This is a genomic window from Ureibacillus sp. FSL E2-3493, assembly GCF_038077515.1.
Classification (GTDB): Bacteria; Bacillota; Bacilli; order Bacillales_A; family Planococcaceae; genus Ureibacillus; species Ureibacillus halotolerans.
On record NZ_JBBOPK010000001.1, the window covers coordinates 1038361 to 1057070 of the forward strand.

The window sequence follows — 18710 nt, forward strand, 5'->3', positions numbered from 1 at the left end:
TTTAGTTTTCAAAATTCGACATTTCTATTTTGGGGAATGGTAGATAGATAAATAGAAAGAAATAGGGGAGTTATTACGGTAAAACAAAAAGGGATTGGTAAGAATAAATTGAATTCTCCACCAATCGCCTTCATCTTTGTAAAGTTATTTTTTTAGTTTTAGTACGAGCTCTTCGTCGGGTGTTACAAAAAGGGTTTTTTGTTCGAAATAAATAACGAAGCCAGGCTTTGCTCCATTCGGTTTTTTCACTTGCCGAATTTCCGTATAGTCAACGGGAACTGAAGAAGAATCGCGAGCTTTACTAAAATAAGCACTTAAAGTGGCAGCCTCAAATAAAGTTTTGTCATCTGGTTCATTGGAATGGATAACGACATGGGATCCTGGAATATCTTTTGTATGCAACCAAATGTCTGTCTTTTTTGCTATTTTAAAAGTTAAATAATCATTTTGTTTATTATTTTTCCCAACGGAAATGGGGATTCCAGAAGAGGATACAAATTGTTCTGGAGAAGGTTTAGTCGGCTTTTTCTTCCGTTTACTATTGCGCATTTTTAAGTAACCTTGTTCCGCTAATTCTTCGCGAATTTCCTCTATATCCGAAGGGGATGCTTGATGCACTTGTGCCATTAACATATCAAAGTACTGAATTTCATCTTCCGTTTTTTCGATTTGTTCTTTTACCATAACTAAAGCATTTTTTGCTTTATTATATTTCGTGTAATAACTTTGGGCATTTTCAACTGGTGTTTTTCTAACGCTTAAAGGTATTGTTATTTGCTCCCCGTTCTCACTGTAGTAGTTCGTTACGGTTACTTCTTTCATACCCTTTTCGAATTGATATAAATGGGCCATTAAGAGTTCACCATAAAGTTGAAATTTATCTAGATTCGAAGCATTATCCAAATCTTTTTGAAGTTTTTTTAATTTTAAAGTTAATTTATTGCGTTCGTTTTGAAGCCAACGTTCCAAATCTCCAGCCTGCTGCTTTACCCGATCCCGTTCAGCCCGGGCATAAAATACCCGATCTAATAAGGTGCTTAATGACTCATATTGGGTTTTTTGACCTTTCAAGTGGGTTAATGTTGTTGGTGAAAAATAAGTTTTTTTATCTACTTCTATATAAGTGGGATGTGCACCAGCAACAATTTCTTCTAAAAAAGTTTTAAAAGTAGGAAGTATATCATTTTGTTTTATACGATATAAAAGTTCGTTTGCATGAATAGGTGAAAACCCTTTTAAATGCTCAACAACGTGTTTTGCTGTTTTTTCTTCTGCGAAAAATTGTTGTATTTCGTCATCGGTCATCGTAGCTGGATTGACTTTATTTTGTTTTGGAGGGGCAATATACGGTTGACCGGGTAAGACGGTACGATAACTATTAACAGATGGTGGTAGATGTTTTAAACTATCAATAATTTTATCGTTTTCATCATCGATTAACATAATATTGCTGTGACGCCCCATAATCTCGACTGTCAACTTGCGAAAAACTTGATCTCCAATTTCATTTTTACTTTCGATATTAAAAGTTAAAATTCGTTCAAAGGAATCGGTTGAAATTGTATGAATAATACCGCCTTCAATATGTTTTCTTAAAAGCATACAAAACATTGGTGGTTCAGCTGGGTTATCAATCGAATGTTCTGTTAAATGAACCCGCGCATAGGCCGGGTGAATCGAACATAATAGTTTATAATTCTCCCCTTTAGCACGAATATGTAACATAATTTCAAGGGCGTTTGGCTGATGAATTTTCGTAATACGACCTGTTTCTAATTGTTTTAATTCATTTGCCATTGCTATTGTAAATAAGCCATCAAAAGCCATGTTATTTCCTCTTTTCTTCTTTCACGTAATCTTCGATCAATCCTATATGGTTAGAAATCCATATAAAAATTAGTAAGACTTCATTTACAACGATATTTCATTATAAAATGTAGTTCAAAGACAAAAATATATAACATATTATACTATAGTTCTTTATCGTTGCATTCAACATTTACTTTTTGCATACGTCTAACATTAAATTAAGGCTCAGGATGTGTTATACTAAAAATAGTATGCAAAGAAAGGTGTGACGAACCTTGGTGCGTAGTATGACTGGTTTTGGCAGAGGTGTCACAACTACGAATAACTATCAACTAACTGTTGAAGTTCGTTCTGTAAATCATCGTTTTTTAGAAGTTTATACAAAATTTCCTAAGGACTGGCTAGAAGCTGAAATAGCTACTAAAAAACTATTATCCCAATATGTACAGCGGGGAAAATTAGATGTCGTTGTAAATTTGAAATCCTTAGGGAACGATTCTCTATCTATTCAAATCAATTGGCCATTAATTGAAGCTTATAAACAGGCAAAGGAGCAATTAAGCTCAGTAGTCCCCTTTGATGAAAAATGGTCTATGCAAGAACTGCTTTCTTTGGAAAATGCGTTGACGTATGAAAAACAAGAGTTGACGCCAGAAGAAATAAAAGAAGCTATTGAAGATGCTGTAAAAGAAGCAGCCGAAAAATTAGTTGAAATGCGTGAGTTAGAAGGTAATCAGTTAAAAAACGCTTTATTGTGCTATAATACTCAATTAAAAGAACATATTCAGCAAATTCGTGCTCTATCCACTGATTCGGTAAATAAATATCGAGCGAAATTAAATGAACGAATTATGGAAGTTGTTCATTTAGATAGTATAGATGAACGTATACTTGCAGAAGTCGCTATTTTCGCAGAAAAAGTAGATATTGCAGAAGAATTGGATCGCCTTGAAAGTCATTTTAAACAATTAGAAGGAACGCTGGAAGAAGCGAATTCAGTTGGCCGCAAGCTAGACTTTTTAATGCAAGAGATGCATCGTGAAATTAATACAATTGGCTCTAAAAATCAAAATGCTGATATTTCAATTGAAGTTGTTCAAGCAAAAACAATTTTAGAAAAAATGCGAGAACAAGTACAAAATATTGAATAATTGGTTTATGCTGTTATATGGAATTTTTTTAGGAACGAGTTTTCATGCTCATTGAAGTTTGTGAATGGAGTCGAATTAACGTTTAGACGATTCGACTACTCCAGTCATTTCTAATGTTTCTAATAAGGAACATCATAAAATAATTGTAATAGTAGTTTAGCAAGGGAGAAGTTGAGAACAATGAGAAAAGAACGAGGCTTATTAATTGTTCTATCGGGCCCATCCGGTGTCGGTAAAGGGACAGTACGTAAAGAACTTTTTTCAAAGGCCGGCACAAATTATGAATATTCGATTTCAATGACAACTCGTGCTCCGCGTGAAGGTGAAGTCGATGGTGTGGATTACTTTTTTAAAACTCGGGAAGAGTTTGAAACGCTTATCGAAGAAGGCGGTTTGTTAGAACATGCCGAGTTTGTTGGTAACTACTATGGGACTCCGCTTGCTTATGTCAATGAAACATTGGATGCAGGCCGAGATGTATTTTTAGAAATAGAAGTTCAAGGAGCGGCACAAATTCGTGAAAAAGCTCCTGAAGCCCTCTTTATATTTTTAGCACCCCCAAGTATTACCGAGTTACAGAATCGTTTAATTGGACGCGGTACTGAAACAGAGGAAATTATTAAAAAAAGAATTGAAACAGCACGGGAAGAGCTCGAAATGATGAGTTTATATGATTACGTTGTAGAAAATGATGAAATTCAGAATGCATGTGATAAAATAAATGCTATCATTGTTGCGGAACATTGTCGTCGTGACCGTGTTGAAAAAAGATATTTGTCTATGTTGAGAGGAGAATAATTTTATGTTGTACCCATCTGTTGATGCTTTAAAAAGTAAAATCGATTCAAAATATTCTTTAGTAAGTCTTGCATCAAAACGTGCTCGTCAAATGCAAGAACAAGGTGACGAGCAATTAGAATCCTACGTTTCCCATAAACCAGTAGGGAAAGCTTTAGAAGAAGTAGCAGCTGGTCTATTAAAGAAAGAGAAACAAGATGCTTCTACAATTTACGAGGACGAAATTTAATTTCAGAAAGTTTACGAAGTAACTTCTATTTGTTTAAGTCGTTTTCATTGAAGTTCTAAATGGTTTTTTGTTTATAATTAGTTGAAGATATGACGATCTATTAGCTCCCGGAGAATTATTCTTTGGGAGCTTGTCATTTGAAAGGATGAGTGAGTCATGCAAAAAAATATATTATTATGTGTGTCAGGTGGCATTGCGGTTTATAAAGCGGTAGCCCTTGTAAGTAAACTAACACAGGCAAATTTTAATGTGAAAGTCATTATGACAGAGTCAGCTCGTAAATTTGTCACACCATTAAGTTTTCAAGTGATGTCTAAAAACGACGTTTATTACGATACATTTGATGAAAAAGATTCAAAGGTCATAGCCCATATTGATTTAGCGGATTGGGCTGATTTAATTTTAGTAGCGCCAGCAACGGCTAATGTCATCGGAAAATTGGCAAATGGTATTGCAGACGATATGGTCACAACTACTTTACTTGCAGCAACTTGTCCCGTTTGGCTTGCTCCAGCCATGAATGTACATATGTATGATCATCCAGCTGTGAAACGAAATATTGCTCAATTAGCAGAAGATGGTTGTTCATTTATCGAACCGTCGGAAGGTTTTTTAGCGTGTGGGTATGTTGGAAAGGGTCGTTTAGAAGAACCAGAAAAAATTACACAAATTGTGGTCGAATTTTTTGAAGGGGAAGCGAAAAAGGGATGATAACCGTTGCGGAGGTAATCGTAGATGTCGCAGCCTATCCTGTCGATCGCCCCTTCGATTATTTAGTCCCTGCAGAAATGACAAATATTATGGAGTGCGGTAGTCGAGTAAAAGTACCATTTGGACCACGAAATGTACTTGGATTTGTTGTGGCGTTAAAAAACGATACAGATGTTCCTCTTGAAAAGATTAAGCCTATTACTCAAATACTTGATATTGAACCTGTTTTAACGGGTGAAATGTTACAGTTGGCCAAATGGTTAAAAAATGAAACAATTTGTTACGAAATTGATGCTTTGCAAGTTATGCTACCTTCTGCTTTGCGTGCAAAATATGAAAAGGTTATTACATTGCAAACGGATGTTGAACATTTACCATCTTCATTAAAAGAATGGTTTGAGAAATCTGAACGGGTATATTTGAAACAATTTGAAAAAAATAATCTACTTCCGGACATTAAGAAAGCATTAAAAGAAAAAATGGTTTCTTTGGAAAATGTCGTGCAACAAAAGGGAAAAGTGAAGGAAGTAAGAAAAGTACGAATTTGTCCAGAACGTGAAACATTAACTGAAATCTTTAACAACATTTCGAAACGGGCTAAAAAACAAAAGCTCCTTGTGGAGTGGATGTTCAATCATGTAGGGGAAATAATGGAGCCCGATATTATTTATAAAGAATTAAATACATCTTCTCAAGTGTTACAGGCTGTAATTGAATTAGGTGCCGCTTCTTTTATTCAACAAGAAGTGTACCGTGATCCATTTACAAAAGATGTGAAAAAAACAGATTTTTTAAATTTAACAGATGAGCAGTCTACGGCCCTTTATAAAATAACTGATGCAATGAACCGTAAACAACCTGAAACCTTTTTATTGCACGGTATTACAGGTAGTGGGAAAACGGAAGTATATTTACAAGCGATTGCTAAATGTTTAGAAGAAGGAAAAGAAGCGATTGTACTTGTTCCGGAAATTTCCTTAACCCCTCAAATGACGGAGCGATTCCGTTCCCGTTTTGGAGAGCTAGTTGCGGTCATGCACAGCGAATTATCCGTTGGTGAAAAATATGATGAGTGGAGAAAGGTACATCAAGGGAAAGTAAAAGTTGTTGTCGGGGCCCGTTCCGCTATTTTTGCTCCTTTTGAAAATGTAGGTATCATTATTTTAGATGAAGAGCATGAGTCCACTTACAAACAAGAAGATTCACCACGATATCATGCAAGAGACGTAGCGATTTGGCGTAGTAATTACCACTCATGTCCAGTTATATTAGGCAGTGCCACACCATCATTAGAATCCTTTGCCCGCTCAAAGAAAAAGGTTTATACATTATTAACATTAAAAGAACGTGCTTTAAAACAGTCGTTACCAACTGTTCAAGTAGTCGATATGCGAGATGAATTGAAACAGGGAAATCGTTCGATGTTTTCTCAACAATTAGTAGAATCCATTCGAATTCGATTAGAAAGAAAAGAACAAATCGTTTTATTTTTAAATCGTAGAGGTTATTCGGCCTTTGTTCTTTGTAGAGACTGTGGAACGGTTCTCCAATGTGAAAACTGTGACATTTCATTAACTTACCATCGTAGTAATGAAAAATGTAAATGTCATTATTGTGGCTATGAAATTCATGTCCCTAAAACATGCCCCCAATGTCAAAGTGATCATATCCGATTTTTTGGTACAGGAACACAAAAAGTGGAAGAAGAGATTGCAAAATTATTTCCTGAAGCTAGAGTGTTAAGAATGGATGTGGATACGACGAAAACTAAGGGGTCCCACGAGCAACTATTGCAAGCCTTTGGTGACGGGGAAGCGGATATTTTATTAGGCACTCAAATGATTGCTAAAGGACTTGATTATCCAAATATTACATTAGTAGGGGTGTTAAGTGCGGATACATCTCTCCATTTACCAGATTTCCGTGCTGCGGAAAAGACATTCCAATTATTAACTCAAGTAAGTGGACGAGCTGGACGACATAGTAAGCCAGGGGAAGTAGTCATTCAAACATATACACCAGAACATTATGCTATTGAATTAGCTAAGTCCCAGGAGTATGAACCGTTTTATGAACGGGAAATGCATATGCGTCATCAAGCTGGATACCCTCCATATTACTATTTAGCGTTAATTCAAATATCCCATCATGATGTCATGATGGCGGCGGAATATGCTGGAAAAGCTGCTGATTGGTTACGTTCAAAACTGTCCTTTAACATTTCCATCATTGGGCCGACTACAGCTGGAATCAGTCGTCTCCAAAATAGATATCGCTATCAATGTTTGATAAAATACAAAATAGAACCAAATTTAATCCCGACATTATTACAACTTATTAAGTTATACCGTTCGGATTGGATTAAAAAGGGAATTATCCTGACTGTTGATTTAGATCCAACAATGATTTAAACGATTTTTTGGTTAGGAATATTTCCTTGCTGCTTAAAGAAGTGTAGAAAGAGGTAAAATAATGGCAATTAAAGAAGTTGTAAAACATCCTGCAAAGGTACTAACAGAAAAATGTAAAGAAGTTACAGTAATTAACGAAGAAATTATTACACTTCTTGATGACCTATACGACACAATGGTGGAATATGATGGTGTTGGAATAGCGGCGCCTCAAATTAATGTTCCATTACGTGTAGCAATTGTTGAATTAGGTGGAGAACGAGATATATTAGAAATGATTAATCCAACTATTTTAGAAACTTCTGGGTCAGAAGTTGATATAGAAGGGTGTTTAAGCTTTCCAAATCTTTTTGGAGAAGTAGAAAGACCGACATATGTAAAAATTGAAGCTTGTGATCGTGAAGGAAGAGTATACGAATTGGAAGCTGGCGGTTTTGATGCTCGTGCCATTTTACACGAAATTGACCATTTAGATGGGGTTTTATTTGATTCAAAATTAATTCGTGTTGTACCGGAGGAAGAGCTAGCAGAAATGTATGGTGAGGAGGAGTAAAAATGACTTCAGTTGTATTTATGGGGACACCTTCTTTTTCAGTACCTATATTACGAATGATTCATGAGGAAGGGTATGACGTATTAGCAGTCGTCACTCAACCCGATCGCCCGGTCGGCCGGAAAAAGGTATTAACACCTCCTCCTGTAAAAGAAGAAGCATTACGTTTAGGTTTACCTGTCATCCAACCAGAAAAATTACGTGGTTCTCAAGAATTGGAACAAATTTTATCGTTAAATCCTGATATTGTCATAACTGCTGCCTTTGGTCAAATTTTACCAAAGACTTTACTTGATGCACCTCGTTTCGGTTGTATTAATGTTCATGCATCTTTATTACCGAAATATCGTGGTGGAGCACCAATCCATCAAGCAATTATAGATGGGGAAGAGAAAACCGGCGTAACGATTATGTACATGGCGGAAAAATTAGATGCGGGGGATATTATTTCTCAGGCTGAGATTGCTATTGAGGATACTGATAATACAGGTACTATGTTTGAAAAATTAAGCCTTGTCGGAAGAGATCTTTTAAAATCTACGTTACCCCTTATTATTGAAGGGAAAAATGAACGTATTCCCCAAGATGAAGAAAAGGTAACCTTTGCCCATAATATTTCAAGGGAGCAAGAACGAATTCATTGGTCCAATAGTGCAAGAACTGTTTTTAATCAAGTTCGTGGATTAACGCCATGGCCAACCGCTTACACAACTTTTCAAGGTGAGAATGTGAAAATTTGGTTAGTTAAAGAGGGAGATACTTTAACAAAGGATGCGCCAGGTAAAGTTGTGAAAATTAATAAAGATAGTTTTGAGGTCGCTTGTGGTGACGGAAAAACAATCATTGTTTTTGAACTTCAACCAGCGGGCAAAAAACGGATGACGGCGCAAGATTACTTGCGCGGAACGGGGTCAAAACTTGTGATAGGGGACCAATTTGAATGACAAAAAAGAAAGTACCAATTTGGAACGGTAATGTGCGCGATGCCGCATTAGCCATCCTTTTAGCAGTTGATAAAGATCAAGCATACAGTAATTTACTACTTAATCAAACGATTAATAAATATAAAATTGAAGCAAAAGATCGAGCCCTTCTAACCGAATTAACTTACGGAACCTTGCAACATAAATATACATTAGATTATTATTTAGAGCCTTTTATCCGCGGGAAAATAGACCTTTGGGTAAATTGGCTTCTTCGCCTTTCCCTATATCAAATGCTGTACTTAGACAGGGTTCCTGATCATGCGGTCGTGAATGAATCAGTGGAAATTGCAAAACGTAGAGGACATAAAGGAATCGCTTCATTAGTAAATGGCATCCTCCGGTCGATTTTACGTCAAGGTGTACGTTCAACAGAGGGGATTACGGATCCTATTCATCGATTAGCTATTGAAACGAGTCATCCAAAATGGCTAGTCGAGCGATTTATTAATTCTTATGGTCTTGAGCGCACAACAGAAATGTTACAAGAAAACAATGTTCCACCAATTCCAACCGTTCGAGTGAATATGACAAAAGCATCGGTTCAAGAAGTACTTTTAATGCTGGAACAAGAAGGTGTTTCAGCAAAACAAAGTAAAATAATGCCTGAGTGTTTACATTTCTTAACAGGTCAACCATCGAGGACAAAAGCATTTAAAGATGGTTTTATTACGATTCAAGATGAAAGTTCGATGATGCCGGCAAATGCGTTAAATCCAAAACGAGGATGGCGTGTCCTTGATATGTGTGCGGCACCAGGCGGAAAAACAACTCATATGGCTGAATTAATGGCCAATGAAGGTTCTATTTTAGCAACAGATTTACACCCACATAAATTAGATTTAATCGACGAAACAAGTGTCCGCTTAGGGTTAGATATTATTCAAACGGCACCAATCGATGGTCGGAAGGCTGCGGAACTTTTACAAGCTGAATCCTTTGATGCCGTTTTAGTTGATGCTCCTTGCTCAGGATTAGGTGTGATGAGACGTAAACCGGACATTAAATATACAAAACGGGAAGAAGACTTGTCTCGCCTCCATACGATTCAGCTTGAACTATTAAACAATGCTGTGAAAGTCCTTAAAAAAGGTGGGCGATTAGTTTATAGCACTTGTACAGTCAATAAGGAAGAAAATGAAGACACTGTATCGGCATTTTTAGCGACCCATCCAGAAATGGAATCGATTGAAATAGAAAATTTACCGAAGGAACTTGTAGATCGCAGTCAAAGTGGAATGCTACAAGTATTCCCTCAAGATTTCGGCAGCGATGGTTTCTTTGTAGCAACTTTTAGAAAAAAGCAAGATTAGTTAGAAATAAAAAAGGAGAATCCTAACACAAATGGATCAAAATAAATTTAATGAACGTATTCAAGACCTAGTAGAAGAGGCTGAACAAAAGCCAGCTCGACGTGTGAAAAAAGAAAAACCTCAACTAAAGGAATCCATTTATTCGTTAAGAATTGATGAGTTACAAGAATGGTTGAAAGAGAATGGGGAGAAACCTTTCCGAGCTGGTCAAATTTATGAATGGTTATATGATAAACGAGTGAAAACCTTCGACGAAATGTCGAATCTATCAAAATCCCTTCGTGAAAAATTAAAAGAAAACTTTGCTTTAACAACACTATCAACCATCATTAAACAAGAATCGAAAGATGGAACGATTAAGTTTTTATTCCAACTTCAAGATGGTTATTCCATTGAAACGGTATTAATGCGCCATGATTATGGAAATTCTGTTTGTGTAACAACGCAAGTTGGCTGTCGTATTGGCTGTACATTTTGTGCATCAACCCTTGGTGGTTTAAAACGTCATTTATTAGCAGGTGAAATTGTAGAGCAAGTTGTAAAAGTACAAAAAGAATTAGATGAAGCAGGTGAACGGGTATCCCATATCGTTATCATGGGAATTGGGGAACCGTTTGATAACTATGATGCGATGATGAATTTCTTAAAGGTCATCAATAATGATAAAGGATTAAATATCGGTGCTCGTCATATTACCGTTTCCACATCAGGAATCGTACCGAAGATTTACAAATTTGCAGATGAAGAATTACAAATTAATTTCGCTGTTTCTTTACACGCACCAAACCAAGAAGCACGTCAAAAATTAATGCCTATTGCTCGCGCCTATAAACTTGATGAACTTTTAGAAGCGGTACGTTATTATACGAAGAAAACGGGTCGTCGTGTAAGTTTTGAATATGGTTTAATGTCAGGTGAAAATGATTCTGTTGAAGTGGCAGAGGAATTAGCGGATTTAATTAAAGGGATTAAGTGTCATGTTAATTTAATTCCTATTAACTATGTACCAGAGCGTGATTATGTAAGAACTTCACGTAGCAGTATATTTGCCTTTGAAAAAACTTTGAAGAAACGTGGAATTAACGTAACAATTCGTCGTGAACAAGGTGCTGATATTGCAGCAGCATGCGGCCAGTTACGAGCGCAAGAACGCCAAGATGAAATAAAGTAGGTGGGTGACTACTGTGAAGTATACAGTCGAAAGTGATATTGGACGAAAACGGATGGTAAATGAAGATCGGGTTGCTTTTTTAGAGCATCCCGATTCCTTTAAACTTGCGATATTAGCAGATGGTATGGGTGGACATAATGCTGGTGATGTGGCCAGTGAAATGGCGATTGAGGAAATGAAAACCCACTTTCTTAATGTAAATGTCACACAATTAAACACGATTGAAGCAAAAAAACAATGGATGTTGGAAGTGATTAAAGCAATCAATGAAAAAATATATAATCACTCTCTCATTACTGAAGGTTGCCAAGGTATGGGGACAACATTAATCGCGGTTTTAATCGACGGTAATCAATGTTTAATTGGCCATATCGGAGATAGTAGAGTTTATTATTTTACTTCTGAAAATGTATCTCTTGTTACAAGAGATCATTCTTACGTTAATTTACTAGTTGAGAATGGAGAAATTAGTGAAGAGGAAGCAGAAAACCATCCGCAAAAAAACTTTATCGTAAAATCCCTTGGAACTGAATCGACGATAGAACCTGATTTTTACGAATTAAGCCTATTTCAACCGTCCTATTTATTAATTTGTTCAGACGGTTTAAGTAATAAAATTTCAACTGATGAAATGGCTGCTATTCTAACTTTACCCCTTTCAATTGAAAATAAAGGAAAAAAACTAGTGCAGTTAGCAAACGATTCAGGTGGAGAAGATAATATATCGGTCATTTTATTATCAATGAACGATGAGGAGGTGTAACTATGCTAAAGGGAAAAAGAATTAATGACCGTTATAAAATACTGGAGCTTATCGGCGGCGGTGGAATGTCGAATGTTTATTTGGCTCATGATATGATTTTAAATCGTGATGTGGCGGTTAAAGTTTTACGTTATGATGCGTCAAACGAAGAAGAATTTCATCGGCGTTTTCAAAGGGAAGCATTATCGGCGACAAGTTTAACTCATCCAAATATCGTTAGTATTTACGATGTTGGGGAAGATCAAGATATGCACTACATCGTCATGGAATATATAAAAGGCAAAACATTAAAACAATACATAAATGAGTTTTCGCCTTTATCACCAGCTAGAAGTGTTCAAATTATGAAACAATTAACTTCTGCCATTGCCCATGCCCATGAAAATCAAATTATTCATCGTGATATTAAACCGCAAAACATTTTAGTGGATAATGAAGGAAATGTGAAAGTAACAGACTTTGGGATCGCAACTTCTTTAAGTGCTACAAGCTATACGAAAACAAACTCTGTTATTGGAACAGTCCATTATTTATCTCCTGAACAAGCACGGGGTGGTACTGCGACGAATCAATCGGATATTTATTCGTTAGGGATTGTGTTGTATGAGTTATTAACGGGGGAATTACCGTTTTCTGGTGAATCGGCAGTATCTATCGCTTTAAAACATTTACAAACGGAAACACCTTCTGTAAGAGCTTTGGACGCATCCATTCCACAAAGTTTGGAAAATGTTATTTTGAAGGCAACAGCTAAAAATCCCCTGCATCGTTATTCTTCTGTAGAGGAAATGGAAGAGGACTTACAAACAGTATTATCTCCAGAACGTTTGTCGGAAAAGAAATTCCAACCACCCGTTGATGATGATGAAACAAAGGCAATTCCTATTATTAAAGATTCTTTACCGTTTAGCGACATTGCTAATACGAAGGTGAATTCTCAAAAAACGGAAAAGGCAGAACGAGTAAAGCCGGAAAAAGCTCAAAAAGAAGTACCTGTTAAAGAAAAAGATAAGAAAAATAATAAGAACAACATTAAGAAAAAGAATCGTCGAAAAATGGTAGCCATTATTGTGGCCATTATTGCCATTATTATTCTAGGTTCTGTCCTTGCCTTTAATTTGTTAAGTCCAAAGAAAATAGAAATTCCTGATGTATCGAATATGGAAGTTGAAGAAGCCATTGAAATACTTGAAAGTGAAGGATTTGCTATAGGTGAACAAAAAGAAGCCCATTCTGATGAAGTAGAAGAAGGGTTAGTAATAAAAACGAATCCGAAGGCTGGTTTAAGCCGTCTTGAAGGGACAGAAATCGAATTAGTTGTTAGCTTAGGTAATGAAAAAATTGAAGTGGATGATTATGTTGGAAAACAAATTAATCAAGTCACTTCAATTTTAGAGAATAGCGATTATCAAGATTTTGATATTCAACAAGTCTATTCGGATGAGCCGGAAGGTACAATTGTTGAACAACAGCCTTCTGCTGGAGAAGAGGTTGTTCCGAGTGAAACGACAATTATTTTAAAAGTAAGTCAAGGAAAAAATGAAGTAACTGTTTCAGACTTAACAGGGTATGATGAGGCGGAATTAGAAGAGTATGAAAAAAGCTCAGGCTTTAATGTTGAAATAGATAGTGAAGAAAACTCTGATACGGTTCCCGCTGGTGAAGTAATTTCCCAAAATCCAAAGGCGAATTCAAGTTTAGAAGAAGGCGGAACAATTGAAGTCGTTCTTTCTAAAGGTCCTGCTGAAAAACAAGTAAAAATGTATTATAAAGATATTGTAATTCCTTACGAACCGTTTCAATTAGGTGAAATACAATCAGTTCGAATTTTCATTGAAGACAAGACCCATTCGATGGTGGAGCCTTATGACGAATTCACGATAACGGAGGATACGAATTATCGAATTCAATTAGAAATTGCTGAGGGAGAAACAGCGGCCTATCGAATTGAACGTGATTCCACTAACATTGCAGAAGAGACAATACCCTATGATAGGGCAGAATAAGGAGTGAAAAAATGGCTGAAGGCCAAATCCGTAAAGCGTTAAGCGGTTATTATTATGTTTACCAAAACGGTGAGTTAATTCAATGCCGAGGGCGCGGTGTTTTCCGAAATCGAGGGGAATCACCGCTTGTCGGCGACTTTGTCGATTATACAAAAGAAGGGGAATCGGATGGCTACATAATGAAAATTCATCCGAGAATGAACGAATTAGTACGCCCCCCTATTGCTAACGTTGATCAAGCAATTTTAGTTTTTTCAGTAAAAGAACCAGATTTTAATACGATATTATTGGATCGATTTTTAGTTGTACTGGAATCATTCCGTGTAAATCCAATTATTTGTTTGACAAAAATGGATTTATTGGATGAAGAAGAACGGGTTAAGTTAACAAAATATATCGATGATTACAAATCCATTGGATATGAAATCATTGAAACTTATAAAAATGACAAAACTTTACTTGAACGATTGCAACCGGTTTTAGAAGGGAAAACTTCTGTTTTAGCCGGTCAATCTGGAGTTGGTAAATCTACTTTGCTAAATACGTTATTACCAGAATTAAAGTTACAAACAAGTGATATTTCCCACAGTCTTGGTCGAGGAAAACATACAACCCGCCATGTAGAGCTAATTGAAGTTTGTGGTGGGTTATTAGCTGATACACCTGGTTTTAGCTCCTTTGATTTTGATACAATTGAAAAAGAAGAGTTAACTTCTTGTTTCCCTGAATTTGAGCGGCTTAGTGAAGGATGTAAGTTTAGAGGTTGCTTGCATATAAAAGAGCCGAAATGTGCTGTAAAGGGAGCGCTAGAAAGGGAAGAAGTTCCTTCTTACCGCTATGAACATTATCAACAATTTTTACAAGAAATACTTGATCGAAAGCCGAGGTACTAATGATGATTAAAATTGCACCATCCATTCTTGCAGCCGATTTTGCAAAATTAGGACAAGACGTAAAAGAAGTAGAAAAGGCAGGAGCTGAACTCATTCATATCGATGTAATGGACGGCCATTTTGTTCCGAATATTACAATGGGTCCTATCGTTGTGGAAGCTTTACGTCCGATTACGAACTTACCTCTTGATGTTCATTTAATGATTGAAAACCCAGAAAGTTATATCGAACAATTTGCGAAAGCTGGTGCTGATTATATCTCAATACATGTGGAAGCATGTCGACATTTGCATCGCACGATTCAATTGATTCGATCCTTTAATGTGAAACCGGGCGTTGTATTAAATCCTCATACACCAATCGAATCGATTCAACATATTTTGGAGGATATTGATTTTGTATTATTTATGACCGTTAATCCTGGATTTGGTGGTCAAAAGTTTATTTCTTCAGTCGTTCCAAAAATTGAGGCATTATTTAAAATCATTAAAGAACGTGGATTAAACATTGAAATTGAAGTTGATGGTGGAATTACGGCAGAAACGGTTGTACCTTGTGCTAAAGCAGGAGCAACGATGATTGTGGCAGGTTCAGCAATATTTAACAAAGAAGATCGCACGAAGGCTTTGCAAGAGATTAAATTAGCTGGCGAGGCCGTTGTTCAATAGTATGACAACTGTTGTAATTTGTTCTAGTGGACCGAAGCAGGAGCTATGTTCTTTTAAACCGTTTCAATTAAAAGATGTCATATTTATTGGTGCTGACAGAGGGTCTCTTTATTTAATTGAAGAAGGAATTATGCCAAAGGAAATTGTCGGAGATTTTGATTCGTTATCAGAAGAAGAATGGATCAAAGTATCTACACTCGTTGAAAACGTTGAAAAAGTTCAAGCTGAGAAAGATGAAACGGACACCGATTTAGCTTTATTAAAGGCAATGAAATACGACCCGTCAGAAATCTATTTAACGGGTGTAACAGGTGGACGTTTAGATCATTTTGAGGCAGCCATTCGTTCCATGTATCGCTTTCAAATGTTAAATCAAAAAACAAAAATAAAAATTATAAACTCCCATAACGAAATTTGCATACTATTGCCTGGCAAACATACTATATTACGAGATGAAAAGTATCGATATATTTCATTTTTTGCTTATGAAAAGGAAGTAGAAAATGTGACATTACGTGGTGTAAAATACGAGACTACAAATGAAACAATTGAAATTGGTACATCTCGCTTTACTAGTAATGAATTGATTTCTGAGCTTGGGTATATCTCTTTTTCATCAGGCATATGTTTAATGATAAGAAGCAGTGATTAAAAAGGAGGCCAGCGTTTGAGAGTTTATACATTTCAATTGCCGAAAATTGTTAGTAGCCTTACACGTAGTTGCATTAATTTATTTACAGGCGGCGGGAAGAAGAAGAAAAAGGAATAATTTTTATTTCATTACTTATTTGATTTTCCAAAACGCCTATAAATTAAAACAAATGCATTTGGGAATACTTTCAGTAAAAAAGAAGGAACTGTCCTCTAAAATTGATAGGGCAGTTCTTTTTTAATGGCTCTAAAATATTTGTTGGGGTACAGATAAAATTCAGAAAAAATAAACACGCAATCTCCTAATTTTGTTAGACTTTGTTTAGACCAATAAACAAAACAAAAGGGAGATGCGTGTAATTGAATTTTAACATGACTTTACCAGGATTAGAAGAGTTTATCATTACGAAATCATTGGAAAAAGACGGTTACTATGAACTTCATTTGGAGTTGGAGAGGAAAGCTCATCGTTGTCCGTGTTGTGGTCAATTAACCGAACGCGTACATGATTATCGAATTCAGAAGATCAAACATAATAGTATTTTTAGTAGAAGAACATTCCTATTCTATCGAAAACGTCGGTATGTTTGTGAAGTCAAAGATTGTAGGAAACGATTTTACGAAGATAATTCCTTAGTAGAGTGGTATCAAAGACAGTCCATAGAGTACAAACAGGCGTTGGCGATTGAAATCATCCATGGTAAAAATTTTAAGGATGTGGCTGATCGTTTTGACACTTCACCGACAACCGTAATGCGCCATTTTGATAAAATTAGTTCTTCTATGTTAACGGAGACTAAACAGTTACCAGAAGTCATCGCAATAGATGAATATAAAGGGGATGCAGGTGGTGAAAAGTATCAAACGGTCATTGCTGACCCTATTAATAGGAGACCATTAGATATTTTAAAAGATCGTAAAAAAGAAACGCTGGTAGCTTATTTAAGAAAACATGGAGATAACGTAAACGTTGTCGTTATGGATATGAGTCATTCTTTCAAAGCAGCTGTTGATCAAGCATTAGGACGCCCTGTTGTCGTAGCTGACCGATTTCATTTTTGTCGTTATATATACTGGGCTTTAGAAAAAGTGAGAAGGAAGGAACAGAAAGCCTTTGACGATTACCAACGTAAGAAATGTAAAAGAATGCGTCATGTCTTTTATAAGCACTATGAGGATTTAACCGAAAAGCAATTATGGTATTTAAATTACTTTTTAGAAAAGTCACCTGAATTAAAAAAGGCTTATGAATTGAAAGAGGCTTATCGATTATGGTTTGAAATAGCTAAACAATTAGCACCGAATAATTTAAAAGAAGTAAAAGAAAGATTATATAGCTATTATGATTTAGTAAAGTCTTCCGGATTAGTTGAATTTAAAAAGGCAATAGAAACCTTTCAAAATTGGCAGAAGGAGATTATGAATAGCTTTGCCTATAACTTGAATAATGGTTATGTCGAAGGCATTAATAACCAAACGAAGGTTATTAAAAGAAATGCGTTTGGGTTTAAACGATTTGATCGATTCAGATTAAAGGTGTTATTACACCATCAATATAAAAATATAGATGTTCGGGTCGCATAAATTAGGAGTGAGCTAAATGCTCACCCCAACATTTGACTTAGAACCTTTTTAATATAGTTTTTTCTAGTACATAAAAAAACATCGACTTTTACATAATTTGTAAAAACCGATGTTTTCAATGATGGAAGTTGATTATACGCGTTCAACTTTACCAGATTTAAGAGCACGAGCAGATACCCATACACGTTTTGGTTTACCATTCACTAGAATACGAACTTTTTGTAAGTTTGCACCCCAAGTACGTTTGTTAGCGTTCATAGCGTGTGAACGGTTGTTGCCTGAACGAGTTTTACGACCAGTTACTACACATTGTTTAGGCATGTATATTCCCTCCTTACAGATGAATCTGAAAGATTGTTTTTCAGTTCTTTATTTCACATACTATAATAATTTAACATAGACAACAAATCGTTGCAACCTATTTCACATAACCTTTCAAGAAAAAATCCTTTACAGTTAGAAAAAAGTCGGAGAAAATGGAAATGCTATATAAAAGCACTATCATAGTATACATAAAGCATATTGGAATAGAAGGGAAATCGACGGATTCCAGTAATTAAGTAGACGGATGCTAACGTTTTCTTTTATAATGAATTTTTGTGTAGTACAATATAGATTAGTCAAAAAGAGCCAAGGGGGCAAATTTATGTCAGTAGAAATTAATAATGATTTCGGACAAATTGATATTTCAAATGATGTAATTGCACAAATAGCTGGTGGAGCTGCAATTGAATGCTACGGTATTGTTGGTATGGCATCAAAACACCAAATTCGAGATGGTTTAACAGATATTTTACGAAAAGAAAACTTTACTAAAGGCGTTATTATTCGTCAAGAAGGACAAGACCTTCATATTGACATGTATATTATAGTTAGTTATGGAACGAAAATTTCTGAAGTAGCCTATCAAGTTCAATCAAAAGTAAAATACACAGTAAATAAAACATTAGGTATGAGCGTTAAATCAGTTAACATTTTTGTTCAAGGCGTTCGTGTTATGAATGTGTAAGAGGAGG

At 35.8% G+C, this 18710-nt stretch carries 18 protein-coding genes and 1 pseudogene; 17 read left to right on the forward strand and 2 right to left on the reverse strand.

Annotation, left to right across the window (positions count from 1 at the left end; translation table 11 throughout):
* Positions 1-144 precede the first annotated feature (144 nt).
* On the reverse strand, positions 145-1827 hold the full coding sequence (locus tag MHH69_RS05380) for an Rqc2 family fibronectin-binding protein (RefSeq protein ID WP_122970301.1): 1683 nt from the start codon (positions 1825-1827) through the stop codon (positions 145-147).
* Positions 1828-2084: 257 nt separating this feature from the next.
* Here MHH69_RS05380 and MHH69_RS05385 point away from each other — a divergent pair, with 257 nt between their 5' ends.
* The 16 genes and pseudogenes from MHH69_RS05385 to MHH69_RS05460 all read left to right on the forward strand — a co-directional run bounded on the left by MHH69_RS05385 (position 2085) and on the right by MHH69_RS05460 (position 17694).
* On the forward strand, positions 2085-2960 hold the full coding sequence (locus MHH69_RS05385) for a YicC/YloC family endoribonuclease (RefSeq protein WP_122970302.1): 876 nt from the start codon (positions 2085-2087) through the stop codon (positions 2958-2960).
* Positions 2961-3140: 180 nt separating this feature from the next.
* Positions 3141-3758, forward strand: coding sequence for a guanylate kinase (gene gmk / locus MHH69_RS05390; RefSeq protein WP_122970303.1), 618 nt, complete (start codon positions 3141-3143; stop codon positions 3756-3758).
* 4 nt (positions 3759-3762) lie between these two features.
* Positions 3763-3987: a DNA-directed RNA polymerase subunit omega gene (gene rpoZ, locus MHH69_RS05395; protein WP_122970304.1), complete on the forward strand. Its 225-nt coding sequence runs from the start codon at positions 3763-3765 to the stop codon at positions 3985-3987.
* Between the two features lie 156 nt (positions 3988-4143).
* A pseudogene (gene coaBC / locus MHH69_RS05400) lies at positions 4144-4689 on the forward strand (bifunctional phosphopantothenoylcysteine decarboxylase/phosphopantothenate--cysteine ligase CoaBC); the annotation flags it as partial.
* A gap of 5 nt (positions 4690-4694) precedes the next feature.
* On the forward strand, positions 4695-7109 hold the full coding sequence (gene priA, locus MHH69_RS05405) for a primosomal protein N' (protein WP_341361863.1): 2415 nt from the start codon (positions 4695-4697) through the stop codon (positions 7107-7109).
* 61 nt (positions 7110-7170) lie between these two features.
* The gene (gene def / locus MHH69_RS05410; RefSeq protein ID WP_122970307.1) at positions 7171-7662 is read left to right on the forward strand and encodes a peptide deformylase; all 492 of its coding nucleotides are present in this window, start codon (positions 7171-7173) and stop codon (positions 7660-7662) included.
* A 2-nt stretch (positions 7663-7664) separates the two neighbouring features.
* The gene (gene fmt / locus MHH69_RS05415; protein ID WP_122970308.1) at positions 7665-8606 is read left to right on the forward strand and encodes a methionyl-tRNA formyltransferase; all 942 of its coding nucleotides are present in this window, start codon (positions 7665-7667) and stop codon (positions 8604-8606) included.
* Positions 8603-9958 carry a 16S rRNA (cytosine(967)-C(5))-methyltransferase RsmB gene (gene rsmB / locus MHH69_RS05420; RefSeq protein ID WP_122970309.1) on the forward strand — a complete coding sequence of 452 codons (1356 nt, stop codon included), beginning with the start codon at positions 8603-8605 and terminating at the stop codon, positions 9956-9958. The genes fmt and rsmB overlap by 4 nt, the downstream gene beginning before the upstream one ends.
* 31 nt (positions 9959-9989) lie before the next feature.
* Positions 9990-11129 (forward strand): 23S rRNA (adenine(2503)-C(2))-methyltransferase RlmN, encoded by a 1140-nt coding sequence (gene rlmN / locus MHH69_RS05425; protein ID WP_122970310.1) that lies wholly within the window; start codon positions 9990-9992, stop codon positions 11127-11129.
* Positions 11130-11142: 13 nt separating this feature from the next.
* Positions 11143-11892 carry a Stp1/IreP family PP2C-type Ser/Thr phosphatase gene (locus MHH69_RS05430; RefSeq protein ID WP_122970311.1) on the forward strand — a complete coding sequence of 250 codons (750 nt, stop codon included), beginning with the start codon at positions 11143-11145 and terminating at the stop codon, positions 11890-11892.
* Between the two features lie 2 nt (positions 11893-11894).
* Positions 11895-13898 (forward strand): Stk1 family PASTA domain-containing Ser/Thr kinase, encoded by a 2004-nt coding sequence (gene pknB, locus MHH69_RS05435; RefSeq protein ID WP_341361864.1) that lies wholly within the window; start codon positions 11895-11897, stop codon positions 13896-13898.
* An 11-nt stretch (positions 13899-13909) separates the two neighbouring features.
* On the forward strand, positions 13910-14791 hold the full coding sequence (gene rsgA, locus MHH69_RS05440; protein ID WP_122970313.1) for a ribosome small subunit-dependent GTPase A: 882 nt from the start codon (positions 13910-13912) through the stop codon (positions 14789-14791).
* Positions 14792-14793: 2 nt separating this feature from the next.
* A complete protein-coding gene (rpe, locus tag MHH69_RS05445) occupies positions 14794-15459 on the forward strand; it encodes a ribulose-phosphate 3-epimerase (RefSeq protein ID WP_122970314.1) in 666 nt (221 codons plus the stop codon).
* 1 nt (position 15460) lies between these two features.
* Positions 15461-16111: a thiamine diphosphokinase gene (locus MHH69_RS05450; RefSeq protein WP_122970315.1), complete on the forward strand. Its 651-nt coding sequence runs from the start codon at positions 15461-15463 to the stop codon at positions 16109-16111.
* A 15-nt stretch (positions 16112-16126) separates the two neighbouring features.
* Positions 16127-16228 carry a stage V sporulation protein SpoVM gene (locus MHH69_RS05455; RefSeq protein ID WP_122970316.1) on the forward strand — a complete coding sequence of 34 codons (102 nt, stop codon included), beginning with the start codon at positions 16127-16129 and terminating at the stop codon, positions 16226-16228.
* A 254-nt stretch (positions 16229-16482) separates the two neighbouring features.
* On the forward strand, positions 16483-17694 hold the full coding sequence (locus MHH69_RS05460) for an ISL3 family transposase (RefSeq protein ID WP_341362952.1): 1212 nt from the start codon (positions 16483-16485) through the stop codon (positions 17692-17694).
* 132 nt (positions 17695-17826) lie between these two features.
* On the opposite strand, the gene rpmB is transcribed toward MHH69_RS05460, so the two are convergent.
* The gene (gene rpmB / locus MHH69_RS05465; RefSeq protein WP_036202868.1) at positions 17827-18015 is read right to left on the reverse strand and encodes a 50S ribosomal protein L28; all 189 of its coding nucleotides are present in this window, start codon (positions 18013-18015) and stop codon (positions 17827-17829) included.
* 325 nt (positions 18016-18340) lie between these two features.
* On the opposite strand from rpmB, the gene MHH69_RS05470 reads away from it, so the two are divergent.
* A complete protein-coding gene (locus MHH69_RS05470) occupies positions 18341-18703 on the forward strand; it encodes an Asp23/Gls24 family envelope stress response protein (protein ID WP_122970317.1) in 363 nt (120 codons plus the stop codon).
* The last annotated feature ends 7 nt before the right edge of the window (positions 18704-18710 follow it).